Origin of the sequence: Gluconobacter sp. Gdi (genome assembly GCF_014132155.1) — a bacterium.
GTDB lineage: Bacteria > Pseudomonadota > Alphaproteobacteria > Acetobacterales > Acetobacteraceae > Gluconobacter.
The window spans coordinates 383,153-406,005 of sequence record NZ_BLJQ01000002.1; the positions used below are offsets into that span (position 1 = coordinate 383,153).

General features: G+C 57.8%; 24 protein-coding genes and 1 pseudogene. 18 read left to right on the forward strand and 7 right to left on the reverse strand.

What is annotated here, in order from left to right; all coding sequences use genetic code 11:
* Positions 1 to 140: 140 nt before the first annotated feature.
* Both JN414_RS05635 and JN414_RS05640 read left to right on the forward strand, forming a co-directional pair.
* The gene (locus tag JN414_RS05635) at positions 141 to 911 is read left to right on the forward strand and encodes a response regulator transcription factor (RefSeq protein WP_086633513.1); all 771 of its coding nucleotides are present in this window, start codon (positions 141 to 143) and stop codon (positions 909 to 911) included.
* Positions 912 to 951: 40 nt separating this feature from the next.
* Positions 952 to 2,775, forward strand: a complete 1,824-nt coding sequence (locus JN414_RS05640; protein ID WP_202207060.1) for a stimulus-sensing domain-containing protein — start codon at positions 952 to 954, stop codon at positions 2,773 to 2,775.
* 154 nt (positions 2,776 to 2,929) lie between these two features.
* On the opposite strand, the gene JN414_RS05645 is transcribed toward JN414_RS05640, so the two are convergent.
* Together JN414_RS05645 and JN414_RS16805 are read right to left on the reverse strand one after the other, a co-directional pair.
* Positions 2,930 to 3,313 carry a UrcA family protein gene (locus JN414_RS05645; RefSeq protein ID WP_202207061.1) on the reverse strand — a complete coding sequence of 128 codons (384 nt, stop codon included), beginning with the start codon at positions 3,311 to 3,313 and terminating at the stop codon, positions 2,930 to 2,932.
* Between the two features lie 171 nt (positions 3,314 to 3,484).
* Complete coding sequence (locus JN414_RS16805; protein ID WP_237389889.1) at positions 3,485 to 3,835, reverse strand: endoribonuclease L-PSP; 351 nt, start codon at positions 3,833 to 3,835, stop codon at positions 3,485 to 3,487.
* Positions 3,836 to 3,961: 126 nt separating this feature from the next.
* Between JN414_RS16805 and JN414_RS16810 the strand changes: the two genes are divergently transcribed.
* From JN414_RS16810 to JN414_RS05710, 13 genes and pseudogenes are all read left to right on the forward strand, one after another.
* Positions 3,962 to 4,426 (forward strand): HPr kinase/phosphorylase, encoded by a 465-nt coding sequence (locus tag JN414_RS16810; protein ID WP_237389890.1) that lies wholly within the window; start codon positions 3,962 to 3,964, stop codon positions 4,424 to 4,426.
* Between the two features lie 49 nt (positions 4,427 to 4,475).
* Entirely contained in the window at positions 4,476 to 5,444 is a 969-nt protein-coding gene (rapZ, locus tag JN414_RS05660; protein WP_202207063.1) for an RNase adapter RapZ, read from the forward strand.
* Complete coding sequence (locus JN414_RS05665) at positions 5,441 to 5,881, forward strand: PTS sugar transporter subunit IIA (protein ID WP_086633509.1); 441 nt, start codon at positions 5,441 to 5,443, stop codon at positions 5,879 to 5,881. The genes rapZ and JN414_RS05665 overlap by 4 nt, the downstream gene beginning before the upstream one ends.
* 1 nt (position 5,882) lies before the next feature.
* Positions 5,883 to 6,167, forward strand: coding sequence for an HPr family phosphocarrier protein (locus JN414_RS05670; protein WP_086633508.1), 285 nt, complete (start codon positions 5,883 to 5,885; stop codon positions 6,165 to 6,167).
* The gene (gene ptsP / locus JN414_RS05675; RefSeq protein ID WP_375781678.1) at positions 6,154 to 8,031 is read left to right on the forward strand and encodes a phosphoenolpyruvate--protein phosphotransferase; all 1,878 of its coding nucleotides are present in this window, start codon (positions 6,154 to 6,156) and stop codon (positions 8,029 to 8,031) included. Before JN414_RS05670 ends, ptsP begins: the two co-directional genes overlap by 14 nt.
* Positions 8,032 to 8,094: 63 nt before the next feature.
* Positions 8,095 to 8,634 (forward strand): Fur family transcriptional regulator, encoded by a 540-nt coding sequence (locus JN414_RS05680; RefSeq protein WP_046900634.1) that lies wholly within the window; start codon positions 8,095 to 8,097, stop codon positions 8,632 to 8,634.
* A 6-nt stretch (positions 8,635 to 8,640) separates the two neighbouring features.
* Positions 8,641 to 9,102 (forward strand): hypothetical protein, encoded by a 462-nt coding sequence (locus JN414_RS05685; RefSeq protein ID WP_202207065.1) that lies wholly within the window; start codon positions 8,641 to 8,643, stop codon positions 9,100 to 9,102.
* Between the two features lie 18 nt (positions 9,103 to 9,120).
* Positions 9,121 to 9,498 (forward strand): asparaginase, encoded by a 378-nt coding sequence (locus JN414_RS16815; RefSeq protein WP_237389891.1) that lies wholly within the window; start codon positions 9,121 to 9,123, stop codon positions 9,496 to 9,498.
* A pseudogene (locus tag JN414_RS16820) lies at positions 9,419 to 9,822 on the forward strand (asparaginase). The gene JN414_RS16815 and the pseudogene JN414_RS16820 overlap by 80 nt, the downstream one beginning before the upstream one ends.
* Positions 9,823 to 9,948: 126 nt before the next feature.
* On the forward strand, positions 9,949 to 11,373 hold the full coding sequence (locus JN414_RS05695; protein WP_237389892.1) for a sugar porter family MFS transporter: 1,425 nt from the start codon (positions 9,949 to 9,951) through the stop codon (positions 11,371 to 11,373).
* A gap of 88 nt (positions 11,374 to 11,461) precedes the next feature.
* The gene (locus JN414_RS05700) at positions 11,462 to 11,872 is read left to right on the forward strand and encodes a hypothetical protein (RefSeq protein WP_202207066.1); all 411 of its coding nucleotides are present in this window, start codon (positions 11,462 to 11,464) and stop codon (positions 11,870 to 11,872) included.
* Positions 11,873 to 12,002: 130 nt separating this feature from the next.
* Positions 12,003 to 12,413: a hypothetical protein gene (locus tag JN414_RS05705; RefSeq protein ID WP_099211614.1), complete on the forward strand. Its 411-nt coding sequence runs from the start codon at positions 12,003 to 12,005 to the stop codon at positions 12,411 to 12,413.
* A 20-nt stretch (positions 12,414 to 12,433) separates the two neighbouring features.
* Entirely contained in the window at positions 12,434 to 13,171 is a 738-nt protein-coding gene (locus JN414_RS05710) for a DUF4097 family beta strand repeat-containing protein (protein ID WP_202207067.1), read from the forward strand.
* Here JN414_RS05710 and JN414_RS05715 read toward each other — a convergent pair.
* The 5 genes from JN414_RS05715 to JN414_RS05735 all read right to left on the reverse strand — a co-directional run bounded on the left by JN414_RS05715 (position 13,162) and on the right by JN414_RS05735 (position 18,825).
* Positions 13,162 to 13,884: an RluA family pseudouridine synthase gene (locus JN414_RS05715; RefSeq protein ID WP_202207068.1), complete on the reverse strand. Its 723-nt coding sequence runs from the start codon at positions 13,882 to 13,884 to the stop codon at positions 13,162 to 13,164. The two genes, JN414_RS05710 and JN414_RS05715, sit on opposite strands and share 10 nt — an antisense overlap.
* Positions 13,874 to 16,582, reverse strand: a complete 2,709-nt coding sequence (locus JN414_RS05720; protein ID WP_202207263.1) for a DNA translocase FtsK — start codon at positions 16,580 to 16,582, stop codon at positions 13,874 to 13,876. The genes JN414_RS05715 and JN414_RS05720 overlap by 11 nt, the downstream gene beginning before the upstream one ends.
* Before the next feature lie 117 nt (positions 16,583 to 16,699).
* The gene (gene rsmD / locus JN414_RS05725; protein WP_202207069.1) at positions 16,700 to 17,299 is read right to left on the reverse strand and encodes a 16S rRNA (guanine(966)-N(2))-methyltransferase RsmD; all 600 of its coding nucleotides are present in this window, start codon (positions 17,297 to 17,299) and stop codon (positions 16,700 to 16,702) included.
* 3 nt (positions 17,300 to 17,302) lie between these two features.
* Positions 17,303 to 18,088: a pseudouridine synthase gene (locus tag JN414_RS05730; RefSeq protein WP_046900642.1), complete on the reverse strand. Its 786-nt coding sequence runs from the start codon at positions 18,086 to 18,088 to the stop codon at positions 17,303 to 17,305.
* Positions 18,085 to 18,825, reverse strand: coding sequence for a gamma-glutamyl-gamma-aminobutyrate hydrolase family protein (locus tag JN414_RS05735; protein WP_202207070.1), 741 nt, complete (start codon positions 18,823 to 18,825; stop codon positions 18,085 to 18,087). Before JN414_RS05735 ends, JN414_RS05730 begins: the two co-directional genes overlap by 4 nt.
* A 6-nt stretch (positions 18,826 to 18,831) precedes the next feature.
* Here JN414_RS05735 and JN414_RS05740 point away from each other — a divergent pair, with 6 nt between their 5' ends.
* The 3 genes from JN414_RS05740 to pgm all read left to right on the forward strand — a co-directional run bounded on the left by JN414_RS05740 (position 18,832) and on the right by pgm (position 22,773).
* Positions 18,832 to 19,296, forward strand: a complete 465-nt coding sequence (locus JN414_RS05740) for a nucleoside deaminase (RefSeq protein ID WP_202207071.1) — start codon at positions 18,832 to 18,834, stop codon at positions 19,294 to 19,296.
* Between the two features lie 113 nt (positions 19,297 to 19,409).
* The gene (locus JN414_RS05745; protein WP_202207072.1) at positions 19,410 to 20,936 is read left to right on the forward strand and encodes a Do family serine endopeptidase; all 1,527 of its coding nucleotides are present in this window, start codon (positions 19,410 to 19,412) and stop codon (positions 20,934 to 20,936) included.
* A gap of 190 nt (positions 20,937 to 21,126) precedes the next feature.
* The gene (gene pgm, locus JN414_RS05750; protein ID WP_202207073.1) at positions 21,127 to 22,773 is read left to right on the forward strand and encodes a phosphoglucomutase (alpha-D-glucose-1,6-bisphosphate-dependent); all 1,647 of its coding nucleotides are present in this window, start codon (positions 21,127 to 21,129) and stop codon (positions 22,771 to 22,773) included.
* The last annotated feature ends 80 nt before the right edge of the window (positions 22,774 to 22,853 follow it).

Below are 22,853 nucleotides of genomic sequence, written 5' to 3' on the forward strand. Positions count from 1 at the left end.
CTTCTTCAGGAGATAACGCGGATTGTCTCAAAGACAAGGGTTGCAACGTGGTAGGATGTCATTGAAATGCCTATTTCCCGCCACAGTGCGCCATGCGTTATAGATAATCTACGCATCAGATTTTAGCAGACGGACCCCATATGGAGACGCCACACACTTCCTTTCCGCCTCAATCGGCCAACTGTCAGACGCCTTCTGGCATCGCTGCAGCACCGATTATCGCGCTTGTGGATGACGATCGGAACATTCTTGCTTCCGTCCAGATGACCCTCGAATCCGAAGGGTTCACCGTTCACACCTATACGGATGGTGAAAGTGCGCTTCAGGGAATCACCAGCCGCCCGGTCAGCCTGGCGGTGCTGGACGTCAAGATGCCGCGCATGGACGGGATGGAGCTGCTTCAGCGCCTGCGCGCCCGATCCAACCTTCCTGTCATTTTCCTGACGTCGAAAGACGAGGAGCTGGATCAGCTCATGGGGCTGCGCCTCGGGGCTGACGATTACATCACCAAGCCGTTTTCCCAGCGTCTGCTGATCGAACGCATTCGTGCATTGCTGCGCCGACAGGATGCCAGCCGCGCCGAAGCGGCAGGCGCTACAACTGTGGGCTCAGCCATCGTCCGTGGTCAGCTCTCTCTGGATGAAACACGCCATCAGTGCCTGTGGGGTGGTCAGGATATTGCCCTGACTGTTACGGAGTTTCTTCTGGTGAAGGCGCTGGCCATGCGCCCGGGAATGGTGAAGTCCCGCGATCAGCTGATTGATGCGGCATACGGCGACAACATTTACGTCGATGACCGGACGATCGACAGCCACATCAAGCGTGTTCGCAAGAAATTCCGGCAGGTGGATGACAGCTTCAATCAGATCGAAACGCTCTATGGCATTGGATACCGTTACAAGGATGAGTGAGGCGCTGTGACGGGTTTGCTTGTGAGGCAGAAGATACGTCATGGGTCGTAGAGAGCCGGCCCATGCACTCCCCTACGATCTGGACTCGGATCGCCTCGAACAGGGGCGTGACCGCCGCCGCGCGGCTACCGTCAGAGCAGGAGTCTGGCAGTCTATCCGTCGTGTGCTCAATGCGGGAACGGGGGGAGACGGGGATCGCAGTCAACGGCGCAGGCTTGCCTCACCCCTGCTGGGGCGTATCCTTCTTCTGAACATACTGCCCTTGGCTCTTTTGGCTGTGACATTGCTGTTTCTGGACCAGTTTCAGAACGGCTTGCTCGAAACGGACGTCAATGCCCTGCGCGAGCAGGCTCACATTTATGCTGCGGCTATCGGGCAGTCAGCGGTCAGTGCTGCGCCCAAAACAGGCGGGAAGCCTGCGCCAGGCGGGGACTATGTTCTGGATTCCCGCGCAAGGCCGCTCCTTGCACGCCTGACAGAGCCAAGCCCCAATGCTCATGCCCTGTTGTTTGATCCGGATGGCAAGCTGGTTGCGGATAGCCGGACGGAACCCAAACTGCCCCCTAAAGCTGTGGCACCCGACGCAGTTCCTGAGGGAGAAACATGGCATCCACCGCGAAACAACGCGCTGGAAACCTTTTATGACTGGCTCCTGTCGCTGCTGCCGCTCACATCCAGTGAAGGCATTGTCACACTCGACACGCCAGATGCCGCAACTGACGGTCCCCATGATGCACAGCCGCTCAGAGCGCAGTCTGAACTGCCGCCCTTCATTCGTCGGACTAAGGATCATCAGCTGGTCGTGACGGTTGTGGAGCCCGTGGTGCATGACGGGCTGACGGTCGGGGAAATCCAGCTGACCCGGCATGCCCCGGAAGTAGATCGATCCTTGTTTGCGGTTCGCTCTTCCATCCTGTCGCTTGTGCTGGCGGCGTTGATCGTAACGGTCCTGCTGTCCTGGTATCTGTCCCTGACAATTGCTCGCCCGCTGCTGACGCTGGCGCGTGCCTCACATGAAATGAGGGAATCTGACGGGCGCAAGGACCTCGTCCCGGAGCGCCTCTTGGCCAGACGTGACGAAATCGGTGTTCTGGCGCGCTCACTGCGTGGAAGTGCTTTGGCTTTGTGGGCGCGTATGGATGACATCGAACGCTTTGCTGCGGACGTCAGTCACGAAATCAAGAATCCGCTTTCATCTATCCGGTCAGCCATTGAAACACTTCCCAGAATTGCCATTCCGGAGCGTCGGGATCGTCTGTTGGGGATCATCAACAGTGACGTTAAACGGCTGGATCGTTTGATTACGGATATTTCGGATGCAAGCCGGATCGATGCTGAGCTTTCACGCGTGCGGCCTGAACCCGTAACGGTCGTGGCGCTGTTGGCTATTCTTGCCGAGATGCACCAGACTACGCGTAAGGAAGATGCGCCAATTTTGCGTCTTGACGTGAGAGAACAAGAGCCACCTCTCAGGGCTTTTGCTGTTGAGGACCGTCTTGTTCAGGTGTTGCGAAATCTGATTGGAAATGCCGTTTCGTTTTCGCCTCCCAATGGGATCATCGCGCTTCATGCCAGTGCGCGCGAAGTGGCCGGCAATGGCCCCGGGACTGGTAGCGTGGTGGAAATCACCATCAGCGATCAAGGACCTGGAATTCCGCCGGGCAAGCTCGAAAGCGTCTTTGACCGCTTTTATTCAGAGCGGCCGCAGACTGAGAATTTCGGGCAGCATTCCGGCCTTGGTCTGGCGATCAGCCGGCAGATCATTCATGCTCTGCGTGGCAGTCTGTTTGCCGAGAATATTGTGGATGCTTCTGGCACAATCTCCGGTGCATGTTTCGTGGTCAGGTTGCCCCGCGCTTCCTGATCTGCGCAGCGAAACATGCTGATACGCTGTGTGTCCAAATTGATTTCCGCTGACGATAATGCCCGTCTGCTGTTCCGTGCCGCCTTCCTGCAAGAGAAGTGTAGCGGCAAACGGAATCGCCAGCGTAAGGATGCACAGGGGCGGAATAATATCCTTAGCCATGCGGGTAGGCGTCGGGCTTGGCAGCAAGCAGAACGTGACCAATCCGATGGTTGTTTCTTTGTTCGGATCTGATGTCCCGAAGAGTCTCTAAAGCGCCTTTACGGGCTTCTGCCGCGCAGGACGCAACATCGTCCGGCGTCGCCATATCCATCGGATTCGAGATGTTACATACGGCTCGGGATGCATCGTCAATTCGATTTTCTGCGGTTCGCCACCCCTGTTTGGATGTCAGATCCAGACCGGAGACGCTGATTGTCTGGCTGGACGTCGTAGGCACGACAGCGGGCAGAAGGGGAGCTGCCATGCTCTGGGAGAAAGGAACAAGCGAAAGTGCAGCTACAAGGACAGTGCAGGCGGAGAAGGGAATACGAGACATGACGAGGGCCTTTCTGCGTGAAAGAGGAAGCAATTATTTCGCTCAATTTTCACTATGCAGAAGGCGTGCCAAACGTGATTTTTGGCGATAAAAATTATCTAAAAAGCATGCGGAATGAGAGTGTGTCCGAAAAAATGGTTTCTAGGGCTATTTTGTGGTGCGTTACGCCATTTAAGGTGATGGACTGGCAATCAGGCTAAGAGCAATCCGCTGATTGGTGTCTGGAAAACCCTGAACAATCCGCAGCGTCAAAGCCGGTCTGGCTGCGGCCAACGCTTCCCCAAGGGCGCTTTGACACTGACTGAAGCCATCTCCTTCACGTAGCATCGCAGCGACATGGCGGGTCTGATCAAGGGTCAGTCCATGTTCCGCCAGAGCATCGGAGATCGCATTGAGCGCAGCCTGACACTCTTCGGCCAGTCGCTGCGGGCGTTCTCCCTGCGGGCCAAGACCGTCAAAGTCCGTGCACGTCACTTCGTCACCGTGAACGGTAACAATATCATTCCTGGAAAAATCGCCCATAAGATCCGTATTTCCGATTCATCATCGGAGGCTGCGGTAGCCTCCCCAGACTCTTGATGAGCTGATGGCGATACAGCTCAATCTATCGCAACTGCTTCTAGCTCTGTCTTGAAAAGGTCGCAATCAGTGTCATCTCAGAAACGGTTTCCTGAAAGCGAAACATTTTATGCGTCCTGCGTGGCACGTGACGGGGATGCGATCCTTCTGTGTGGCCCTCCCGGCTCTGGAAAGTCGACGCTTGCCCTGCAGTTGATGGAGCGTGGCTTCTCTCTTGTGTCTGATGATCGCGTCCAGCTGAAGGGACGATTGGTGAGGGCCCCGTCTGCGCTGGAAGGGCTACTTGAGGTTCGGGGAGTAGGAATAATCAGGACACCCTTTGTCACAAATGCGAGAGTGATTCTCAAAGTGCTGCTGGGGGGGCAGGGTGCCCGTTTGCCGAGCGCGGAAAAAGACCCTCAGACCGGGGCTGTTGTTCTGCATATAAATGGCTGTCTTCCGGGGGATTCGTCCCGTGTGGCCGCGGCCTTTCTGGCCTGCCGCGGAACCTATGACTGGGTGGTGGGAGCAGGGGGCGATACTGCGGGAATCTGAAACTGCGAAATAGTTCCTTCTGTTCTGAAAAAGGGCTAGAGTAGGGCACATGACACCGGCGAATATTCCCGAGTCCGAACCTTCGGCAGGATATGGTCCTGGTTCCAGACAGATCCTGATTGTCACAGGGCTTTCCGGTGCCGGAAAATCATCCATTCTACGTGTGCTTGAAGATCTGGGCCACGAAGTTGTGGACAATCCGCCATTGCATCTGCTTGACGCTTTGGCTTCGCGAAGTGGCAAACGTCTAGCTATCGGCATTGACGTTCGAAGTCGCGGATTTGAAGCGTCCGGTGTTCTGGATGAAATCGACAAGCTGAAAGCCTTGCCGGGAAGTCAGGTCCAGCTCCTTTACGCAACAGCAGAGCCGGAAATTTTGCTGCGCCGTTTCACGGCGACCCGTCGTCGTCATCCGCTGGTCACCAGTGGCACTGTTCTTCCTGGCATCGAACAGGAAACGCGTCTGTTGGCACCTTTGCGTGCTCATGCGGACTTTGTGATCGACACGTCTGATCTGCCTGCTCCGGAGTTGCGTCAGCTCATCGAAACGCGCTTTGGCAGCCACACAAAAGATGGCCTGACCGTGGCTCTCATGTCCTTCGCCTATCCATCTGGTTTGCCGCGTGAAGCCGATATGGTGTTTGACGCCCGCTTTCTACGAAACCCTCATTATGACGCCACCCTCCAGCCTATGACGGGTCTGGATCCGGCCGTGGTGCAGCACGTCAAGGCTGACCCAGCCTACCATGCCTTCTTCAGTCATGTTCATGGCTTGCTCGATCTGGTGCTTCCGCGTTTTGTTGAGGAAGGCAAGAAATACGCCACGATCGCTGTTGGATGCAGCGGCGGCCGCCATCGTTCCGTAACCATCATTGAAGAGCTCGCTCGCCTTTTGCCAAAAACAGCCCCTGTTGGCCCGATGATGGTTCTACATAGGGAACTCGCCCGAAAGGGACTGTCCTCATGGCGATGGGCTGTTCCCCCGTATGATGCGTCGGTGCAGGACAAGCCTGCATGATTGGTCTGATGCTGGTGACGCACGGCAGGCTGGGCGAAGTTTTGCTTGAAACGATGGTGCACGTGGTCGGGCCTCAGGCCCAAATCGGAATTGTCGGCGTTGGCGATGACGATGACCCGGCACTTCTGCGGCCAGAGGCGGACAAGCTCCTGCATCAGCTTGATACAGGCGAGGGTGTTCTTGTCCTGACGGATATTTTTGGAAGTTCGCCGTCCAATCTGGCCCTGTCACTTCGGGAACCGGGGCATGTTGAAGTTGTGTCCGGTGTGAATGTTCCCATGCTGGTCAAGCTGGCCAAGACCCGTGTGGGTTTGGATCTTGAAGGCTGTATTGAAAAAGCAACCATGGCTGGGCGTAAGTATATCGCGGTGGCTTCCCAGCTTCCTGACCCCTGTTTGCACGGGGGGCCGCGCCCCTGTGTGATGCCGGTTCCGTAAAATGAGCGAAACAACTCTCTCACCCCGCACTTTGACCATCGTCAATCGCCTGGGGCTTCATGCACGCGCCGCCGCCAAGCTCGTAACCACGGCTGAGCGATTTGATGCGGAAACCACAGTGGAACGCGGCGGCAACGTTGTCTCGGCTCTGTCCATCATGGGGCTCATGATGCTGGGTGCTGGAGAAGGCGAGACTGTGACCCTCAGGTCGCACGGGCGGCAGGCCGCTGAAGCGCTGGATGCGGTGGAAGCGCTGATTTCTGACGGATTTGGTGAGCGTGACTGAAACGCCACTCCGGGTGCCACGCCCAAGAGTAAGCCGTTCCCGCAAGGTGTCCAACATCTCCCTGACCCTTCAGGGTAAAGCCATTACTCAGGCAATTGGCCTTGGCCCGGCAGGGCGTGTGGAAGAGCTCCCCCTTCCAGAAATCGTCGAGCGATACAGTCAGATTGGCCCTGAGGCAGAACTAACAAGGCTTCAGAGCGCCATCACCCGTGCCCTGCGCCAGATCGAGAAAATGCGGGACAGGCTTGTCGGGCTTCCTGAAGAAGGGCGCGAAGAGATCGCGACCCTTCTGACGGTTTATGAGCGCATGCTTGGCCCCTCCCGTCTGACGCGGCAGGTCAGAAAGCGGATCGAGGAAGAGGGGCTCTGCGCTGAGGCTGCGGTCGCGGATGTCAGCGAGGCTTTGGCGCTTCAGGTTCTGAGAACGGCCGAAGCCATGGCTGGAGAGAACGGCGGGCAGGAACAGGACGCCAATCTGAGGCTGGCAGGCGAGTTTGAGGAAATTGGCCGCAGGTTGATCCGTAACCTCACGGGCGTCTCTTACCGTGCGTTTTCCAGCCTCCCTCCTGGGTCAGTGCTGGTGGCGGAACAGCTTCGTCCGGCTGATGTCGCGATGATTGATCCCGCCCGGATTGCCGCCGTCGTAACAGAAGGCGGCGGTGGCGCTGATCATACGGCCATCTTGCTGCGTGCGCTCGATATTCCAGCCATTCTGGCCGTGCCAAATCTTATGGCGCAGGTCACGGAAGGCGATATGCTTGTCGTCGATGGGCATCTTGGCACTATCACGCTGTCTCCCAATGAAACAGAGCTGCGTCTGGCACGAGAAGCTGCCCAGAAAGAAGCCAAGGAAAAGCGGACTTTTGGTCGCCTGAAAAAGCTTCCTGCCCAGCTTCAGGGTGGCGAACCCATTGAGCTTCTGGCCAATCTGGAGCTCCCGGCCGAATTGCCCATGCTGTTGCGCAATGGTGCCAAAGGAATTGGCCTTCTGCGTAGTGAATTTCTGTTCGGCGAGCGGGACGATCTGCCTGATGAAGACGGGCAGACAGCAACGTATCGCTCCATCATTGAAGGCATGGACGGCCGACCGGTCACAATCCGCGTTCTGGACTGGGGCGGTGAAAAAGGGCGGGCCTGCATGCGTCGCCTGGGTCTCGCGGAACAGGTGGCGGATGGAGACAACCCCGCGCTCGGTTTGCGGGGTATCCGCCTTCTTCTGCGCGTTCCAGATGTGCTGGAGACGCAGTTTGCCGCCATTCTGCGGGCGGCTTCGCCTGCTGACGGCAATACGGCCATTGGCCCGGTCCGCATTCTCCTTCCGATGGTAACATCGGCGGATGAGGTGATTGAGGCGCGGGAAATTTATGACAAGGTCGCTCGCCGCCTCAAGCGCCGTCAGATCATTCTGCCGGACCCGCTGCCGCCCCTAGGCATCATGGTTGAAACGCCCGCAGCAGCTTTGACAGCCAATACCATGGCCCAGCATGCGGACTTTATGGCCCTCGGGACCAACGATCTGACGATGTACACGCTGGCTGTAGATCGGGCCGATTCCATGGTGGCAGACCGCTACAGTCCGCTGCACCCTGCCGTACTTCAGCTGATTGCCCTGACAGCAGAGTCTGCTTTGCGGGCTCATCGTCCTATCTCGGTATGTGGAGAAATGGCGTCGGACCCGCGGGTGGTCGCGTTGCTGATCGGGCTTGGCCTGCGGTCATTTTCGATGAATTCTGCCTCTCTTCCACGCGTGAAACGCCTGATCAGAACGCTGAAGATGGAAGACTGTGATCACCTCAGACGCCATGTGATGATGGAGACTGATCTGGCTTCCATTCAGTCGCTGATCCGTGATTTCGCACTCTGATTCCGGTCCGCTTCAAGGCTCTCTATCGAAAAACAGTCGGCATGATGCCATATAGGAGAGACCATGCCGGATTCGTCTTTTGAGACCTCCTCTGCGGAGGACCTGTCCTTTTCCCCATCCATCACCTCCCGTCTTGAGCGGGCTGGGGACTGGTGCCGTCACCGTGGGCAACGCCTGACGGAGACGCGACGTCAGGTTCTTGGGCTGATCCTGTCTTCCGATAAGCCGTCTGGTGCTTACGATTTGCTGGCGCGATTGCGGCCAGCGCACCCCAATGCCGCCCCTCCGACCGTTTACCGTGCACTGGATTTCCTTCTGGAACAGGGGCTGATCCATCGGCTTGAAAGACTGAGTGCTTTCGTTGCCTGCTCCCATGCGACAGACTGCCACCATGGGTGCGATCATGGAGAATGGGGCGTTCATCGTGCTCAGTTCCTGATCTGCAAATCCTGTGGCCGGGCGTGGGAGCTTGAGCAGGAAACGATTGTCCCGGCTCTTATGCTGGCGGCCAAAGACGTTGGCTTCCGGGCTGAGGCCGCGACTGTAGAGATTGAAGGCGTTTGCGCCGCCTGTCAGAAAACCGGCGCTCGAAGCGGGAACTGACCCATCATGGGCGTGAGACGTTCTCGACCGCCCGCCCTGCCGTTTGACACTCTTCCAGAGCGCTCATCACCTTCGCCCCAGGTCCGCCGGGTTAAGAAGACCCCGGATATCCCTCAGCCTGACCTTCTGGACTGGCAGCCTCCGGTAACGCATCTCACTGCTGAGGACGTGGGCGCTATCATGCTTGATGCTGTGGCGTTCCGCCCTCCGGCAGGCGAGACTTTTCTGTACGCCTTGATGGATTTCGCTCAGGGACAAGCCATTTTCAAAGACGGATTGTCCCTCGCAGATCGGCTGGTTTTTCTCGAAGGCCCTCAGGCAGTATTGGCTCTGGCTGACATTCCGCCAGAGCAGGAAATTGGTATTCTGCGTGTGCGACGTCGACTAATCCACTCCTGGCTGGAGGTGGCTCATGAGGGCAACGGGCCCTGCTATGTGCTGGTCGTAAAAGATCCATCACGCAGCTGACAACAGAGGTTCAGGGACATGGCAGAACAAGCGGGCTCAGGATTGCTCGCGAAAGTCATGCGCGGGAAACAGGTTGAGTCACGGTCTCTCGGTCGGGCGGTGGTGGTGGATGCAGATGGTTCTGTCGTCTGGTCCTGTGGGGATGCGGAGAAAGCGGTCTTTCCACGCTCGACCGTCAAGTCCCTGCTGGCAATTGAACTCGTCGAAAGTGAAGCGGCTGATCGGCTTGGTCTTTCCGACGAAGCTCTTGCCTTCGCCTGTGCCTCTCACAATGGCGAAGAAGCTCCTGCCAACCGGGGTAACGGATGGCCGTTCAATGCCAACATATGCAGTGCCTCTGAAGGCTCTTGTCCATGGTTTTGCCCGGTTTGGGAGTGGTGTCGGCCTTTCTTCTGAAAGAGCCAAAGCGACACAGCGGCTTAGGGAGGCTGTGGCAGCCCATCTGTTCATGATGGCCGGAATCGGACGATACGACACAACGGTCATGAACAATTTCGAAACTCGTGCGTTCATCAAACGGGCGCTGAAGATGTCATGATCGCAGCATTGCCGGAACAGGGACTGGGTTTCGCCATCAAGACGGATGACGGTTCCAACAGGGCGGCAGAAGTGGCCATGTTGGCTCTGCTGCATCATTTCGGGGGTGAATCGCTCTGCCGGATGCCGGAAGATCATGCGGTTTTCGTTCGTACCAAGACGCACACACTGCGAAACTGGTAGGGCGTCACAGTCGGTAAGATCAGGGCTGCCCTCACGATCTGAGTCAGATCGTGTATATAAAGTGACTATTCAGGCATCCACCCCAACAGGTGGATGTCATTTTTTTGCGAAGGATACCCGCCAAGCATGACGGATCAGGTCAGGACCGAAGAGACCATCCAGCCAGATAACAGTGGAACATCTGTTTTTGATCCAACACGGTTCAAGATCATCGCCATTGGAGTGATTGCTGCCCTCGCAGGGTTAATGTCCGGTCTGGATATCGGTGTTGTTGCGGGTGCTCTGGATCTGATCGGTCAGGAATTCCATACGTCTACGCTGGCGCTGGAATGGGTCGTCAGCTCCATGATGGCAGGTGCCGCCGCTGGTGCTTTGGGTGCAGGCTGGCTCTCCCATCATCTGGGCCGTAAGCGATCCCTTATTCTTGGCGCAGCAGTGTTCGTGGTTGGAACGCTGGGCTGTGCCATGGGGTGGTCCATTCCTTCCATCATTGTCTTCCGCGTTATCATGGGGATTGCGGTCGGTATTTCAGCCTTTACGGCGCCGCTGTACCTGTCGGAAATCGCCAGCGAAGAGTCTCGTGGCGCCATGGTCTCGACCTACCAGCTGATGGTGACGGTCGGTATTTTCGTTGCCTTCCTGTCAGACACCTATTTTTCCTACAGTGAAAACTGGCGCTGGATGTTCGGTGTCGCAGGTATTCCTGCGGTCCTGTTTCTGATTGGTGTTCTGTTTCTGCCATACAGCCCGCGCTGGCTGATTATGCAGGGACGTCACAAGGAAGCCCGTGAAATCCTCGTGGATCTGCGGAATGACCCGCTGGAGGCTGCCAAGGAAATTCGCGCCATTCGTGAACAGCTTGAAACCAAACAGGAAGGCTTCAAGCTGTTCCGCACCAACAGCAATTTCCGTCGTTCTGTCGCTCTTGGCATCATGTTGCAGGCGATGCAGCAGCTCGCAGGCATCAATATCGTCATGTATTACGCCCCTAATATTTTGGCGGCGGCTCATTTCGATGCGCATTCCCAAATGTGGTGCACGGCCATTATCGGCCTGGTCAACATGCTGGCAACGTTCGTGGCGGTTGGTCTTGTGGATCGCTGGGGCCGTAAGCCAATCCTGTATGCGGGCTTCACGGTCATGGCGATTGGAATGGGCGTGCTTGCCATGCTGCTTCAGGGCGGCATGACAACGCAGTCTTCCCAGATTGCAGCCGTGTTCCTGCTGATGATCTTCTGTGCCGGATTTGCGATGTCTGCTGGCCCGCTGATGTGGGTTCTTTGTGCGGAAATTCAGCCTCTTGGCGGGCGCGATTTCGGTATTGCGATGTCAACATTCACAAACTGGATGACCAATCTTCTGGTGGGTGTGAGCTTTTTGTCGCTTATGAAAGCTATTGGAACAGGCGGAACATTCTGGCTCTTCGCAGGCCTGAATGCACTGTTTTTGCTGCTGACAATTCTGTTTGTGCCAGAAACAAAGGGCATGTCTCTGGCTGTTATTGAGAAGCGACTGATGCAGGGCACAAAGCTGCGCAAGCTCGGCCGCTAATCTCCCAAAACATATTCTGCCCGATAGAAGCGTTCGGCCTTTGGTCGGACGTTTCTGCTATAAAGGGGACCAGCTGAAGGAGGCTGTCATGACCAATTTTTCTCTCTCGCCCGAAGGTCCGGGTCGTGGAGGCGTTCTCCTTGTTTATGGGCTCTATATCGCCCGGTTTTTCACGGGCATTTCCCTATTGGCGGGAGTGATCCTCGCTTACGTCCTGAAAGGCTCCAGCCACGGTGTGGTCCGAACGCATCTGAGCTGGCTCATTCGCCTGTTCTGGTATGACGTTGCCTTCATTATTGGATGTGCTGCTCTTTTCGGCGCCTGCTTCATTACCGAACCTCCCGGAAGTTCCGGGCCAGGACAGCTCCTCTTCCTGATTCCGATTGGTATTTTTGCTCTGTGGAACATCGCTCTGCTCGTGTCGCTGTTTTATGGCGTACGATCCCTGACGCAGAACCAGGGGCCACTGCCTGATCGCTTCCGGGTGCTTGGCGAATAAACTGGCGAATTACGCCATTCTCAGTCTGTCTTGCATTGAGTGGTAAGGCAGGCTGATAGGAAAATCAGGAACTGGCACAGTTTCTGCATGAGCTCTTCTGTTGAGGATCATCCTCCAGAGGAGTTCATTCATGTACACCACGACGATGTCCGGTTATGGAGCCGCCCGACAGGATACGGGCCGTGACTACGTCCTGCTGATTTATGCGCTGTATCTCGCCGGCTTCTTTACAGGAATTACGGCATTCGTGGGCGTAACACTCGCCCATGTAGCGCGCCGCTCCGCAACTGGCCTGAAACGTGCCCAGCTGGACTGGCAGATCAGACTGTTCTGGTACGGTGCATTTGCGCTGACAGTTATTGGCCTGATTCACCTGATGGTCGCAGGGCTTGGTGCCATCACGGGTGGTCTTGGTCTGGTCTTCATGGTCGTGCCGTGGGGACTGACCCTGACATGGGGTATTCTCACCGCCTGGGCCGTCGTGCGTGGAATGTATGCAGCATTGATGAACCGCCCGGTTGCATCATCCAACTCCTTCTGATGCCAAAGAAAGCGAATACAATGCCTGTTGTCCGTGCCGTTTTCCCTGTGCTGCTTGCTGCAACCTGCCTGACTTCCAGCGCGCTCGCTGCTCCGCTCAGTCAGAGCACATCCAGCGAAGATCTATCTTACGCAACCCTGCCGGAAGGGGGGATCATTTCCACCATTAGTGGGGATGTGGAGGTCAAAACCTCTTCTGGGCCACTGTCCATCCGAAGTGTCAGTGGTGATACGGACGTTTCATCATCCAATGGCCCCGTATCCGTCTTAACGGTCAGTGGTGATACCCAGATTGGTCAGATTCAGGGTGCGCTTCAGATCAAGTCCGTTAGCGGCGATATCACTGTTGCCGGGGCAGCTGGAGCCGCGATGCTGATGACCGTGAGCGGTGACGCGCATCTTGAGAAAGCAGCCGGGGACGTCACGGCCAAAAGCTCCAGCGGCGATCAGGACATCACCCTGACCTCAGCACCCAATGCACGCACTGTGCTTTTGGAATCTGCGTCCGGCGATATCACGCTTCACTTGCCGAAGGGTTTTGGTGGCACCTTCGACATCCAGCTTCGTCAGGGACGTTCGCAGAAAGACTTTCCCCTTGAGCAGTCACTGGGTCTGGCTGTGAATGTTGGTCCGTGGGAGAAACCGAGCCTTGTCTCAAGTGAATCCCGGAAGATTACAGCAAGTGGAAAGGTCGGTGACGGCAAAGACCATGTGACGCTCCGGGATGTCTCCGGAACCATCCGTATCGTTCAGGACTGACCGTCCCATCCTAAGTGGCGTAGCGCCTCAGCCATAGCTGGGGCGGGCGGCGCAACAGCGTCGAGGGTTTCTTCAGCCAACGGTACGTGAAGGTTACGGGCCAGAAGATGCAGGCCACCCGCATTCTCTGAGCCGTAAACCCGGTCACCCACAATCGGTGTTCCGAGATGCGCACAATGGATGCGGGCCTGATGGGTACGCCCTGTCAGAAGTTCCAGCTCCAGCCAGCTCCTGCTGCCTGCCTGGCCCAGAACGCGCCACCGTGTGATGGCAGCATCACCTTTCGGGTCCACAATCATACGCCAGCCTGAGGGCATCGAATGTCGGAGCAGGGGAGCGGAAATTTCGCCTTCCTGCTGAGTTGGGACGCCTTCAACAACGGTCCAGTACAGTTTGCGGACCTGGCGCGCCTGAAAAGCATTCTGGGCTTCGATCAGAGCCGTCTTGCGGCGTGCAATCAGCAGGCAGCCAGATGTATCCGCATCAAGGCGGTGGGCCAGCCAAGGCCCTCCGCGTGGATGGGTCACAAGGCGCGTCTCTACGGAATCCTGAGTGGATGGACCGGGGTGAACAGCCAGCCCGGCAGGTTTGTTCAGGATCAGGAAGCGCGATGTTTCCAGCAGAACAGGAAGATCCTGCCCCAGATAGAAAAGACCACGCGGGGCAGGGGAGGGGGAAGTTTCGCCGCGGCCTCTGCGTCTGTCAGTCCTCATGGGATGCCGGACGACGGGCTAGAATTTCACGTTTGCCCACATGGTTGGCTGGCCCGATGATGCCTTCTTTTTCCATCTGGTCGATCAGCTTCGCTGCGCGGTTATACCCGATCGAGAGATGGCGCTGGATAAAGCTGGTCGAGGCGCGACCTTCCGTCATGACAATGTCTACGGCCTGTTCGAACAGGCTGCCTTCACCATCTCCACCGCTTCCGCCGCTGCTCATGCCGCCACCGGAGGAGCCACCTTCTTCATCTTCCCCGGAGACAACGTCATCGTTGTAGATCGGATCGCCCTTTGAGCGCAGATCTGCCACGACTTCTTCAACCTCATCATCCGCCACAAACGGGCCGTGGACACGCGTAATACGGCCACCACCTTGCATGAACAGCATGTCACCCTGACCAAGAAGCTGCTCGGCACCCTGTTCCTGCAGAATGGTACGACTGTCGAACTTGCTGATGACCTGGAAGGAAATACGGGTTGGGAAGTTGGCCTTGATGGTGCCGGTAATCACGTCCACGGACGGGCGCTGCGTTGCCATGATGACGTGAATACCAGCCGCACGCGCCTTCTGCGCAAGACGCTGCACCGCCGTCTCGATTTCCTTACCAGCGACCATCATCAGGTCAGCCATTTCGTCGATCACCACCACGATATACGGCAGGTTTTCCAGCGGAACCTGCTGTTCGTCAAAGACGGGTTTGCCTGTCTCAGGGTCAAAGCCGGTCTGAACGCGGCGGGTCACCATCTCCCCGGATGCCCGAAGCTGGCTGACGCGTTCGTTGTAGCCGTTGATATTACGGACCTGAAGCTGCGCCATCAGACGATAGCGACGGTCCATCTCCTGCACGGTCCACTTGAGAGCACTGACAGCCTTTGCCGGTTCCGTCACCACTGGGGTCAAAAGATGCGGAATTCCGTCGTAAATCGACAGTTCCAAGATCTTTGGATCAATCATGATCAGACGGCACTCTTCCGGACTAAGCCGATAGAGCAGTGACAGGATCATGGAGTTGATACCGACGGACTTACCCGATCCAGTCGTACCAGCGACCAGAAGGTGCGGCATTTTTGCCAGGTCCGTATAGACCGGAACGCCAGCAATATCCTTGCCCAGCGCAATCTGGAGGCGGCCCACGCCATTGGTCCATTCCGGCGTCATAAGCAGTTCGGAGAAGAACACCATCTCGCGCTTGGCGTTCGGAACCTCGATACCAATGACATTTCGGCCCGGCACCGTCGCGATGCGCACACTGAGAACGGAGAGGGAGCGCGCCACGTCATCCGCCAGACCGATCACACGTGACGATCGGATACCCGGAGCCGGTTCAAGCTCATAAAGCGTGACAACCGGGCCTGCGTGAATGTCGCCAATCGTGCCCTGAACGCCGTAATCCGCCAGAACGCTTTCCAGCAGTCGTGCATTGGACTGAAGCGTTTCCTGCGAGGGACCTGTGGAGGCGTGTGCAGGCGGTGGGTTCAGCAGAGACAGCGGGGGAAGTTCCCAGCCTGTTGCTGCGGGGGTGCGCGGTGGCATCGGGCGGGCGGCAGGTTGTGGCTGAGCCGGGCGCTCAGGACGACGCATTCCGAAGAGGCTGCGGCGCTGTTCCGGCTCTGGTGCAGGCGGCTCGATGCTGCTCTGCGGCCCATCTTCATCCGTATCGTCTTCAACATGCGAACGCTGGATCGTTTGAACGTTCCGCTGGCGCGCAATCTGTGCCAGTCGTTCCGCATAAGGGTTGGACGGCGCTTCTTCCTCTTCCGGCACCTGCGGATCTGGGGCCGCGGCGCTGGCAGCCTCTTTCCGCATGACTGCCGGATGCTCGTAAGGGTCTTCCGCCGTTTCCATGGGAGGCTGCATCCAGCCCGTATTCTGCGGCACGAAGGGAGACGGGCGCGTGCTCGGGTCGCTCTTGCCGAAGCTGCGACGCAGAAAAGACAGGGGCGCTGCATCTGGTGCAGGGCTGCTTCCCGTATTGCCACGCTGGAATTCGTACTGACGCGGGTCCGGAGCAGGACGATCGGACGTCTGCGGGCCGTTCATGCGTCGGGCAAGGGCCACGGGCTGGCGGGCCAGCAATGCGGCGCCCTGTCCCATGGCACGCCATTCGCGCCACTGAAGCCCCATGGCAAGTGGCATCAGAATGCCCATCAGGAGCAGAACAAGAAACACTGCTAGTGCGCTGCCTGCTGAACCGGCTTCAGCATGTGCGGCGTCAAGCAGACGATGAGCACAGGACACGCCCATTTCGCCGCCCAGACCAGCCGCGGTCGGCCAGGCCACTTCAAGCCCCGGAATAAGCAGCTGGAGCGTGCCAATGAACGTGGCGCCGGCCGGAAGCAGCAGCAGTGCAGCAATAATCCGGACGATGGGGGCGCTCATGCCGTGATGACGGACCATACGCCAGGCCCAGGCGAGCAATACGACAATCGGCAGACCGCTTCCTAGGCCCAGCCACTGCACCAGACCATCGGAAATGGTGGCGCCGGTCCGGCCCAGAAGGTTCGTCGGCTCTGTTCCTGTGGACGTATTGAACGACGGATCGTGCGGGTTGAAGCTCCAAAGCGCGATGCCGATGGCAACAGCCGCAATCAGAAAGCCCAGTCCCAGAAGCTCCATGAGGCGGGCGTTCAGCGCACTCCGGAGCTTTGGTGTCATGTGACGGTCGTGTGCTTCACGAACGATGTTGCGCACTGTGCTGGTCGAACGGCTGAACACGGCCAAGTCTCGTCACCCCGTCGGTTTTCTGGATTACGGCTTTCAGATCAAGACTGAATTATACCTGACAGGCCACTGAATACAGTAGGAAAATTAAGGAACAGTGGATGAATGTCGCCAGATGGTCACCTTTGCCGCGCCGAATTTCCGGATCACGAGTGGCTCGGCAGGAAGTGTGGGAGAAAAGTGTTCGGAAGGTGGCACAAACGGGGCAAAATCTTCAGTTGCTCCCGTCTCTGCAACGATCAGTGCACCTTCAGCAATCCAGCCCCCTCGTGCCAGAGCGCGCAGACCCGATTCGACCAGTGTTTTCCCGTAAGGTGGATCCAGGAAAATCAGCGTATGCGGCTCTGTCGCACGGGGCGGATGCGTCACGCTGCAACTCAGCACGCGGGAGATGTTCCGGGCGCGACAGATATCGAGATTGGCGCGCAGGGCGTTCAGGGCATTACGGTCCCGCTCGATGAAAGACGCACGCTGAGCCCCGCGGGACAGGGCTTCCAGGCCCATCGCCCCTGTCCCGGCATAACCGTCCAGGACAATGGCCTCTTCAAGCTCATCATGCCCGTACCATGGGGCATGAGCGAGCATGTCAAAGATGGCCTGCCGCGTCCGATCAGATGTGGGGCGCGTTCCTTCTCCCCGTGGGGCCATAAGTGCACGGCCCTTGTTCTCTCCGCCAACAATCCGCATGAATCAGCGGGTCCGCTTGCGGGTCGGAGCAGGTAGATCGGGGATCTGCTCGCGCAGCGTCTTACCGTTGACTTCCTCAAGCTCGCGCGCCTTCAGGGAGCCCAGCTGAAACGGACCATACGACAGACGGATCAGTCGGCTCACATGCAGGTTCAGGCCGCGCATGACCTGACGGATTTCACGGTTCTTGCCTTCACGCAAAGAGACGGTCAGCCAGGAGTTGTCACCCTTGACGGAATCCAGTTCGGCTTCGATCGAGCCATAACGGATGCCTTCAAATTCAAAACCATCGACCAGAGAGGCCAGACGTCTCTCGTCCACCATGCCAAAGACGCGCACACGGTAACGGCGGACCCAGGCATTGCCGGGTAGTTCCAGACGACGTGCCAGTTCGCCATCGTTTGTCAGCAGCAGCAGACCTTCGGAATTGATATCCAGCCGGCCGACGCTGATAACACGCGGCATTCCCTCAGGCAGGGAGTCAAAAACTGTCCGGCGTTCCTGCGGGTCACGATGCGTGGTCAGAAGGCCGTCAGGCTTGTGATAACGCCACAGACGGGTACGCTCGGGATTATCCACGGGCTTACCGTCAACCAGCACGATGTCACCCGGCTGAACGAATGTTGCGGGATGCGTGACGGGCTGGCCGTCCATCTTGATCCGGCCGTCTTCGATCATGCGTTCCACGTCACGACGGCTGGCAACGCCAGCGCGCGCAAGGAACTTCGCGATGCGTTCGCCTCTTGGGCCGTCGGATGTTTCAGGGGTCGGGTTAAGTTCTTCGGTCATCGTGCTGCTGCCTCCACCAGCGCCGCATACAGGCGACGGTCGCCGGGGTCGAGGGTGAATTCAGGATGCCACTGTACACCAATGGCGAATTTTGCGTCGTCCAGTTCGATTGCCTCGATCACACCGTCTGCTGCAACAGCCGAGATTTTTGCCCTTCCTGCCGTTCGCACAGCCTGATGGTGAGACGAATTGACGTGCATAATCTCGGTGTCAGCAATGCGGGCCAGGCGGGTGCTAGCCACAAGGGAAACCGTATGTCCGGGTTCATGGCGAGGGTTGGGCTGCTCGTGTTCCAGTTCGGGTGGAAGATGCTGGATCAGCGTCCCGCCCGCATTCACGGCCATAAGTTGCATGCCGCCGCAGATTCCGAGAACGGGAATGTCCCGCTTGAGCGCAGCACGCAGAAGGGCAAGCTCGGCAGATGTTCTGGCGGGACGGGGAGCGGTCAGAGAATGAGGCTCTTCCCCATACAGCGCAGGATCAACATCAAACGCGCCGCCAGTGATAACGAGGGCGTCCAGGCGTTCCACTATCGCTTCCGCGTTCCCCATATACCCCAGGCAGACTGGTAAGCCGCCAGCATCACTGAGGGCCGTGAGATAATTTTCCCGCAAGGCATAATAAGGATAGCGAGAAAATTGTCCCGGACCGCCAGGTTCATGATCGAGCGTAAGACCAATGAGCGGAGCTGTGTTCCGGGAAGGGGATGGACGGGCAGTGGTCATACGCCCCATCATCGCATCATGATTCAGGCCGATACAAGCCGCGCCATGCAGATGGCTCTTGATGCCGCAGACGAAGCGGCCCGACAGGGTGAAGTTCCCGTGGGGGCAGTTGTGCTGGATGCGGCGGGAGATGTCGTGTCCGTGGCGCGCAACCGCGTAGAGGAACTGTATGACGCCTCTGCCCATGCTGAATTGTTGGCCATGCGTGCCGCAGCGGTGAAGCTTGGCTCTTCGCGCCTGACAGGATGTACGCTTGTGGTCACGCTGGAACCCTGCCCGATGTGCGCGGGTGCCATTGTGCATTTCCGGTGCGAGCGTGTCGTGTTCGGTGCTTATGATCCCAAAGGTGGCGGCGTAGAGCATGGCCCGCGTGTGTTTGAACGGCCGACCTGCCTGCACAAACCTGAAGTGATCGGCGGACTACGCGAACGGGAAGCTGCTCATCAGCTCAGGACATTTTTCCAGCGGCTGCGGAACGGGTGACAAACAAAGACTTACGGATGTTTCACCTCCCGGTCAGCTTGGTGAATGGGAACGCAGTGCATAGTGCGGACTTATAACGACCGAACCGTTCTTCTGTAACAATCGGGACTGACATGACCACACGCTTCCGCGCTTCCCTTGCTGCCCTCGCTGCCACGACCTTTCTGGTCGCCGCTTCCGCTGCCATGGCGGATAACGGAGCCATCAAGCCGCAGACCAATGTTCAGGCGCTGCCCAACTTCGTCACTCTTGTGAAGCAGGTGAAGCCTGCCGTCGTCTCCATCACGGCACACATCAAGGCCGATGTTGCCGAACAGGAAGAGAACGGTCCAGGCGGTGATGGCGGCGGCGGAATGCAGGGTTCGCCTTTCCCGTTTCCTTTCCCGTTCCAGATGATGCCGCAGCAACAGCAGCAGAACCGCACGGTGGAAGCTCGCGGATCAGGCTTCATCATCTCGGCTGATGGTTATGTTGTGACCAACAACCACGTTGTGAATGGCGCCACGAAGGTGACGGTCACGCTGGATGACGGGACTACATTGCAGGCCAAGATCATTGGCCGCGATCCGAAGACGGACGTGGCTCTTCTGCGTGTGAAGCCAACCGGAAAACTGCCGTTCATTGACCTCGGTGATTCTGATGATGTCCAGCCGGGCGAATGGGTCGTTGCCGTCGGCAATCCCTACGGTCTTGGCGGAACCGTGACGGCAGGTATCGTCTCGGCTCTGGGTCGTGATCTGCATTCCGGCGCGTATAACGATTTCATTCAGGTTGATGCGCCGATCAATCACGGCAACTCCGGTGGCCCGCTGTTCACGCAGGATGGCAAGGTCGTGGGCATCAACTCCATGATCATTTCGCCGAACGGTGGCGGCTCAATCGGTATCGGCTTTGCCATTCCGTCCAACACGGTGCGATCTGTCGTCGATCAGCTTGAAAAGACGGGTCATGTGACGCGTGGCTATTTCGGCATCGAGGGGCAGGATATTTCTCCGACGATGGCTCAGGCGCTCAACCTGAAGTCCCCGGAGCCCGGTGCTCCGCCGCATGGTACGCTGGTGGCGTCCGTCTCCAAGGGTAGCCCGGCTGAAAAGGCCGGGATCAAGAGCGGCGACGTCATCCTGACGCTGAATGGCCATCCGGTGAAGAACGGCCATGATCTGGCTGTGAAGGTTGTCTCCATTGCGCCCGGAACAGACGCTACGGTAAACCTGCTGCGTGACGGCAAGCCGATGGATGTAAAGTTCACGGTGGGCAACCTTGCTAACCAGGATCATGGCAGCGGTGGTGCAGATAGTAGCCAGTCCGCCGGTGCTGGCAAGCTTGGTGTGTCTCTGGCATCCCTGACGCCGCGCGCCCGACAGGAACTAGGCCTGGATGACAGCGTGCAGGGCGCCGTCGTTGCTGACGTTGTTCAGGGTTCCCCAGCTGATCAGTCTGGCATTCGTCCAGGCGACATTATTGTGGCCGTGGGAAATCACGTCACGCCGTCTCCGAAGGCTGTGGTGGCACAGGTGCGTGACGCTCTGTCCCGCAAGCAGCCCCCTCTGCTACGCATCCTGCGTGACGGGCAGCAGCTCTTTGTTGCTGTCTCGCCTGATGGTTCGGATGATGGCAGCTCAGGCGACGATCTTCAGTAATTCTCGTATCCGGTTTTGCGAAACAAAGCGGGGGGACAGATGTCTCCCCGCTTTTTTTATGGTCGTCACAAGGGAAGGCGTCAGAGTTCTGTAACTGGACAGAAGCCCCGAGATAAGTTTTTCTCAGCCGCAATTGGCGTTCGTGCGTTACGGTCGCTTAAAACGCGGATCTGTTAAGGATTTTGGATTAATGGCCAATATCAGCCCCCTCGCCGGAAAAACGCTCGATCAGTCGCAGTTGACGGATATATCGGCCCTGGTTGCCGCTTATTATGATCGTAAGCCGGACGTCTCCATCCCGACCCAGCGTGTTTCGTTCGGGACTTCCGGACACCGCGGTTCGTCTTTCCATACCAGCTTCAACGAAGGCCATATCCTCGCCATCTGTGAAGCAATTTGTCGGTATCGTAAGGCGGAGGGGATTGATGGCCCGCTTTTCATTGGCATTGACTCGCACGCCCTGTCGGCCCCGGCACAGCGTTCGGCCATTGAGGTTTTCGCGGCCCACGGCATTGATGTCCGCATCGACCAGAACGATGGCTACACGCCAACCCCCGTCATTTCCCACGCCATCCTGACCTACAACAAAGGCCGCACAACGGGGCTGGCCGATGGTGTTGTCGTCACGCCGTCCCATAACCCGCCGACGGATGGTGGCTTCAAGTACAATCCGACGAACGGTGGTCCGGCAGATACGGCCGTGACGAAAGCCATTCAGGACATGGCGAATGAGCTGCTGGCGAACGGCCTGAAGGACGTAAAGCGCCTGCCTTACGACGAAGCCAAGAACGCACCGTCCATCAAGCGCTATGATTACGTCACGCCGTATGTGGCCGATCTGGAAAACGTCATCGACATGGCGGCCATCCGTGATGCGGGCGTGAAGATTGGTATTGATCCGCTGGGTGGCGCTGCGGTTGGTTACTGGAAGCCGATTGTTGAGAAGTACGGCCTGAACGCTACGATCGTCAGCGATGTTGTGGACCCGCAGTTCGCGTTCATGACGGCAGACTGGGACGGGCAGATCCGTATGGACTGCTCCTCGCCCTACGCCATGGCGCGTCTCATCAAGATGGGCCAGGATTTCGACGTCGCATTCGCCAATGACACAGACGCAGACCGTCATGGCATCGTTGCCATGCCGGATGGCCTGATGAACCCGAACCACTATCTGGCTGTGGCGGTCTCGTACCTGTTCCAGAACCGTCCGGACTGGAAGCTTGATCTTGGCGTCGGCAAGACACTAGTGAGCAGTGGTCTGATTGATCGCGTTGTCGCAGATATGGGCCGCAAACTGGTCGAAGTGCCGGTCGGCCTGAAATGGTTCGTGCCGGGCCTGATGGATGGCTCGCTGGGCTTTGGCGGCGAGGAGAGTGCAGGCGCAACCTTCCTGCGTCGTGATGGCTCAGTCTGGACGACCGACAAAGATGGCCTCATTCTCGGTCTTCTTGCTGCGGAAATCACGGCCAAGACGGGCAAGAACCCGAGCCAGCACTACCATGAGATCATCGCTCGCCTCGGCACGCCGTACTATGCGCGGATCGACGCAGCGGCGAACCCGGAACAGAAGGCCAAGCTCAGCAAGCTGGCGCCGGAACAGTTCCCGCTGGAAGAACTCGCTGGTGACAAGATTATTGCCAAGCTCACGAAGGCACCGGGCAATGGCGCGGCGATCGGTGGCCTGAAGGTTGTGACGGAAAACGGTTGGTTCGCAGCCCGTCCGTCCGGCACGGAAGATGTTTACAAAATCTATGCCGAGAGCTTCAAAAGCCCAGAGCACCTGAAGGCCATTCAGGACGAGGCTCAGGCTGCAATTTCCAAAGTCTTTGCGTCTTGAAGGTGCTGCCCTCACAAGCGCAGTAACAACATTGGGCCACCATTTTTAACGAGATGGTGGCCTTTTTTGTGGAACGTCTT

Coding starts and splice junctions, on each gene's coding strand:
- JN414_RS05735 (WP_202207070.1), bottom strand. CDS start 18,825: ATGATGGGGCGTATGACCACTGCCCGTCCATCCCCTTCCCGGAACACA.
- JN414_RS05705 (WP_099211614.1), top strand. CDS start 12,003: ATGTACACCACGACGATGTCCGGTTATGGAGCCGCCCGACAGGATACG.
- rsmD (WP_202207069.1), bottom strand. CDS start 17,299: ATGCGGATTGTTGGCGGAGAGAACAAGGGCCGTGCACTTATGGCCCCA.
- JN414_RS05645 (WP_202207061.1), bottom strand. CDS start 3,313: ATGTCTCGTATTCCCTTCTCCGCCTGCACTGTCCTTGTAGCTGCACTT.
- JN414_RS05715 (WP_202207068.1), bottom strand. CDS start 13,884: ATGAGGACTGACAGACGCAGAGGCCGCGGCGAAACTTCCCCCTCCCCT.
- JN414_RS05635 (WP_086633513.1), top strand. CDS start 141: ATGGAGACGCCACACACTTCCTTTCCGCCTCAATCGGCCAACTGTCAG.
- JN414_RS05710 (WP_202207067.1), top strand. CDS start 12,434: ATGCCTGTTGTCCGTGCCGTTTTCCCTGTGCTGCTTGCTGCAACCTGC.
- JN414_RS05730 (WP_046900642.1), bottom strand. CDS start 18,088: ATGACCGAAGAACTTAACCCGACCCCTGAAACATCCGACGGCCCAAGA.
- JN414_RS05695 (WP_237389892.1), top strand. CDS start 9,949: ATGACGGATCAGGTCAGGACCGAAGAGACCATCCAGCCAGATAACAGT.
- JN414_RS05640 (WP_202207060.1), top strand. CDS start 952: ATGGGTCGTAGAGAGCCGGCCCATGCACTCCCCTACGATCTGGACTCG.
- JN414_RS05680 (WP_046900634.1), top strand. CDS start 8,095: ATGCCGGATTCGTCTTTTGAGACCTCCTCTGCGGAGGACCTGTCCTTT.
- JN414_RS05740 (WP_202207071.1), top strand. CDS start 18,832: ATGATTCAGGCCGATACAAGCCGCGCCATGCAGATGGCTCTTGATGCC.
- JN414_RS05745 (WP_202207072.1), top strand. CDS start 19,410: ATGACCACACGCTTCCGCGCTTCCCTTGCTGCCCTCGCTGCCACGACC.
- JN414_RS05670 (WP_086633508.1), top strand. CDS start 5,883: ATGAGCGAAACAACTCTCTCACCCCGCACTTTGACCATCGTCAATCGC.
- pgm (WP_202207073.1), top strand. CDS start 21,127: ATGGCCAATATCAGCCCCCTCGCCGGAAAAACGCTCGATCAGTCGCAG.
- JN414_RS16805 (WP_237389889.1), bottom strand. CDS start 3,835: ATGGGCGATTTTTCCAGGAATGATATTGTTACCGTTCACGGTGACGAA.
- JN414_RS05665 (WP_086633509.1), top strand. CDS start 5,441: ATGATTGGTCTGATGCTGGTGACGCACGGCAGGCTGGGCGAAGTTTTG.
- JN414_RS05700 (WP_202207066.1), top strand. CDS start 11,462: ATGACCAATTTTTCTCTCTCGCCCGAAGGTCCGGGTCGTGGAGGCGTT.
- rapZ (WP_202207063.1), top strand. CDS start 4,476: ATGACACCGGCGAATATTCCCGAGTCCGAACCTTCGGCAGGATATGGT.
- JN414_RS16815 (WP_237389891.1), top strand. CDS start 9,121: ATGGCAGAACAAGCGGGCTCAGGATTGCTCGCGAAAGTCATGCGCGGG.
- JN414_RS05685 (WP_202207065.1), top strand. CDS start 8,641: ATGGGCGTGAGACGTTCTCGACCGCCCGCCCTGCCGTTTGACACTCTT.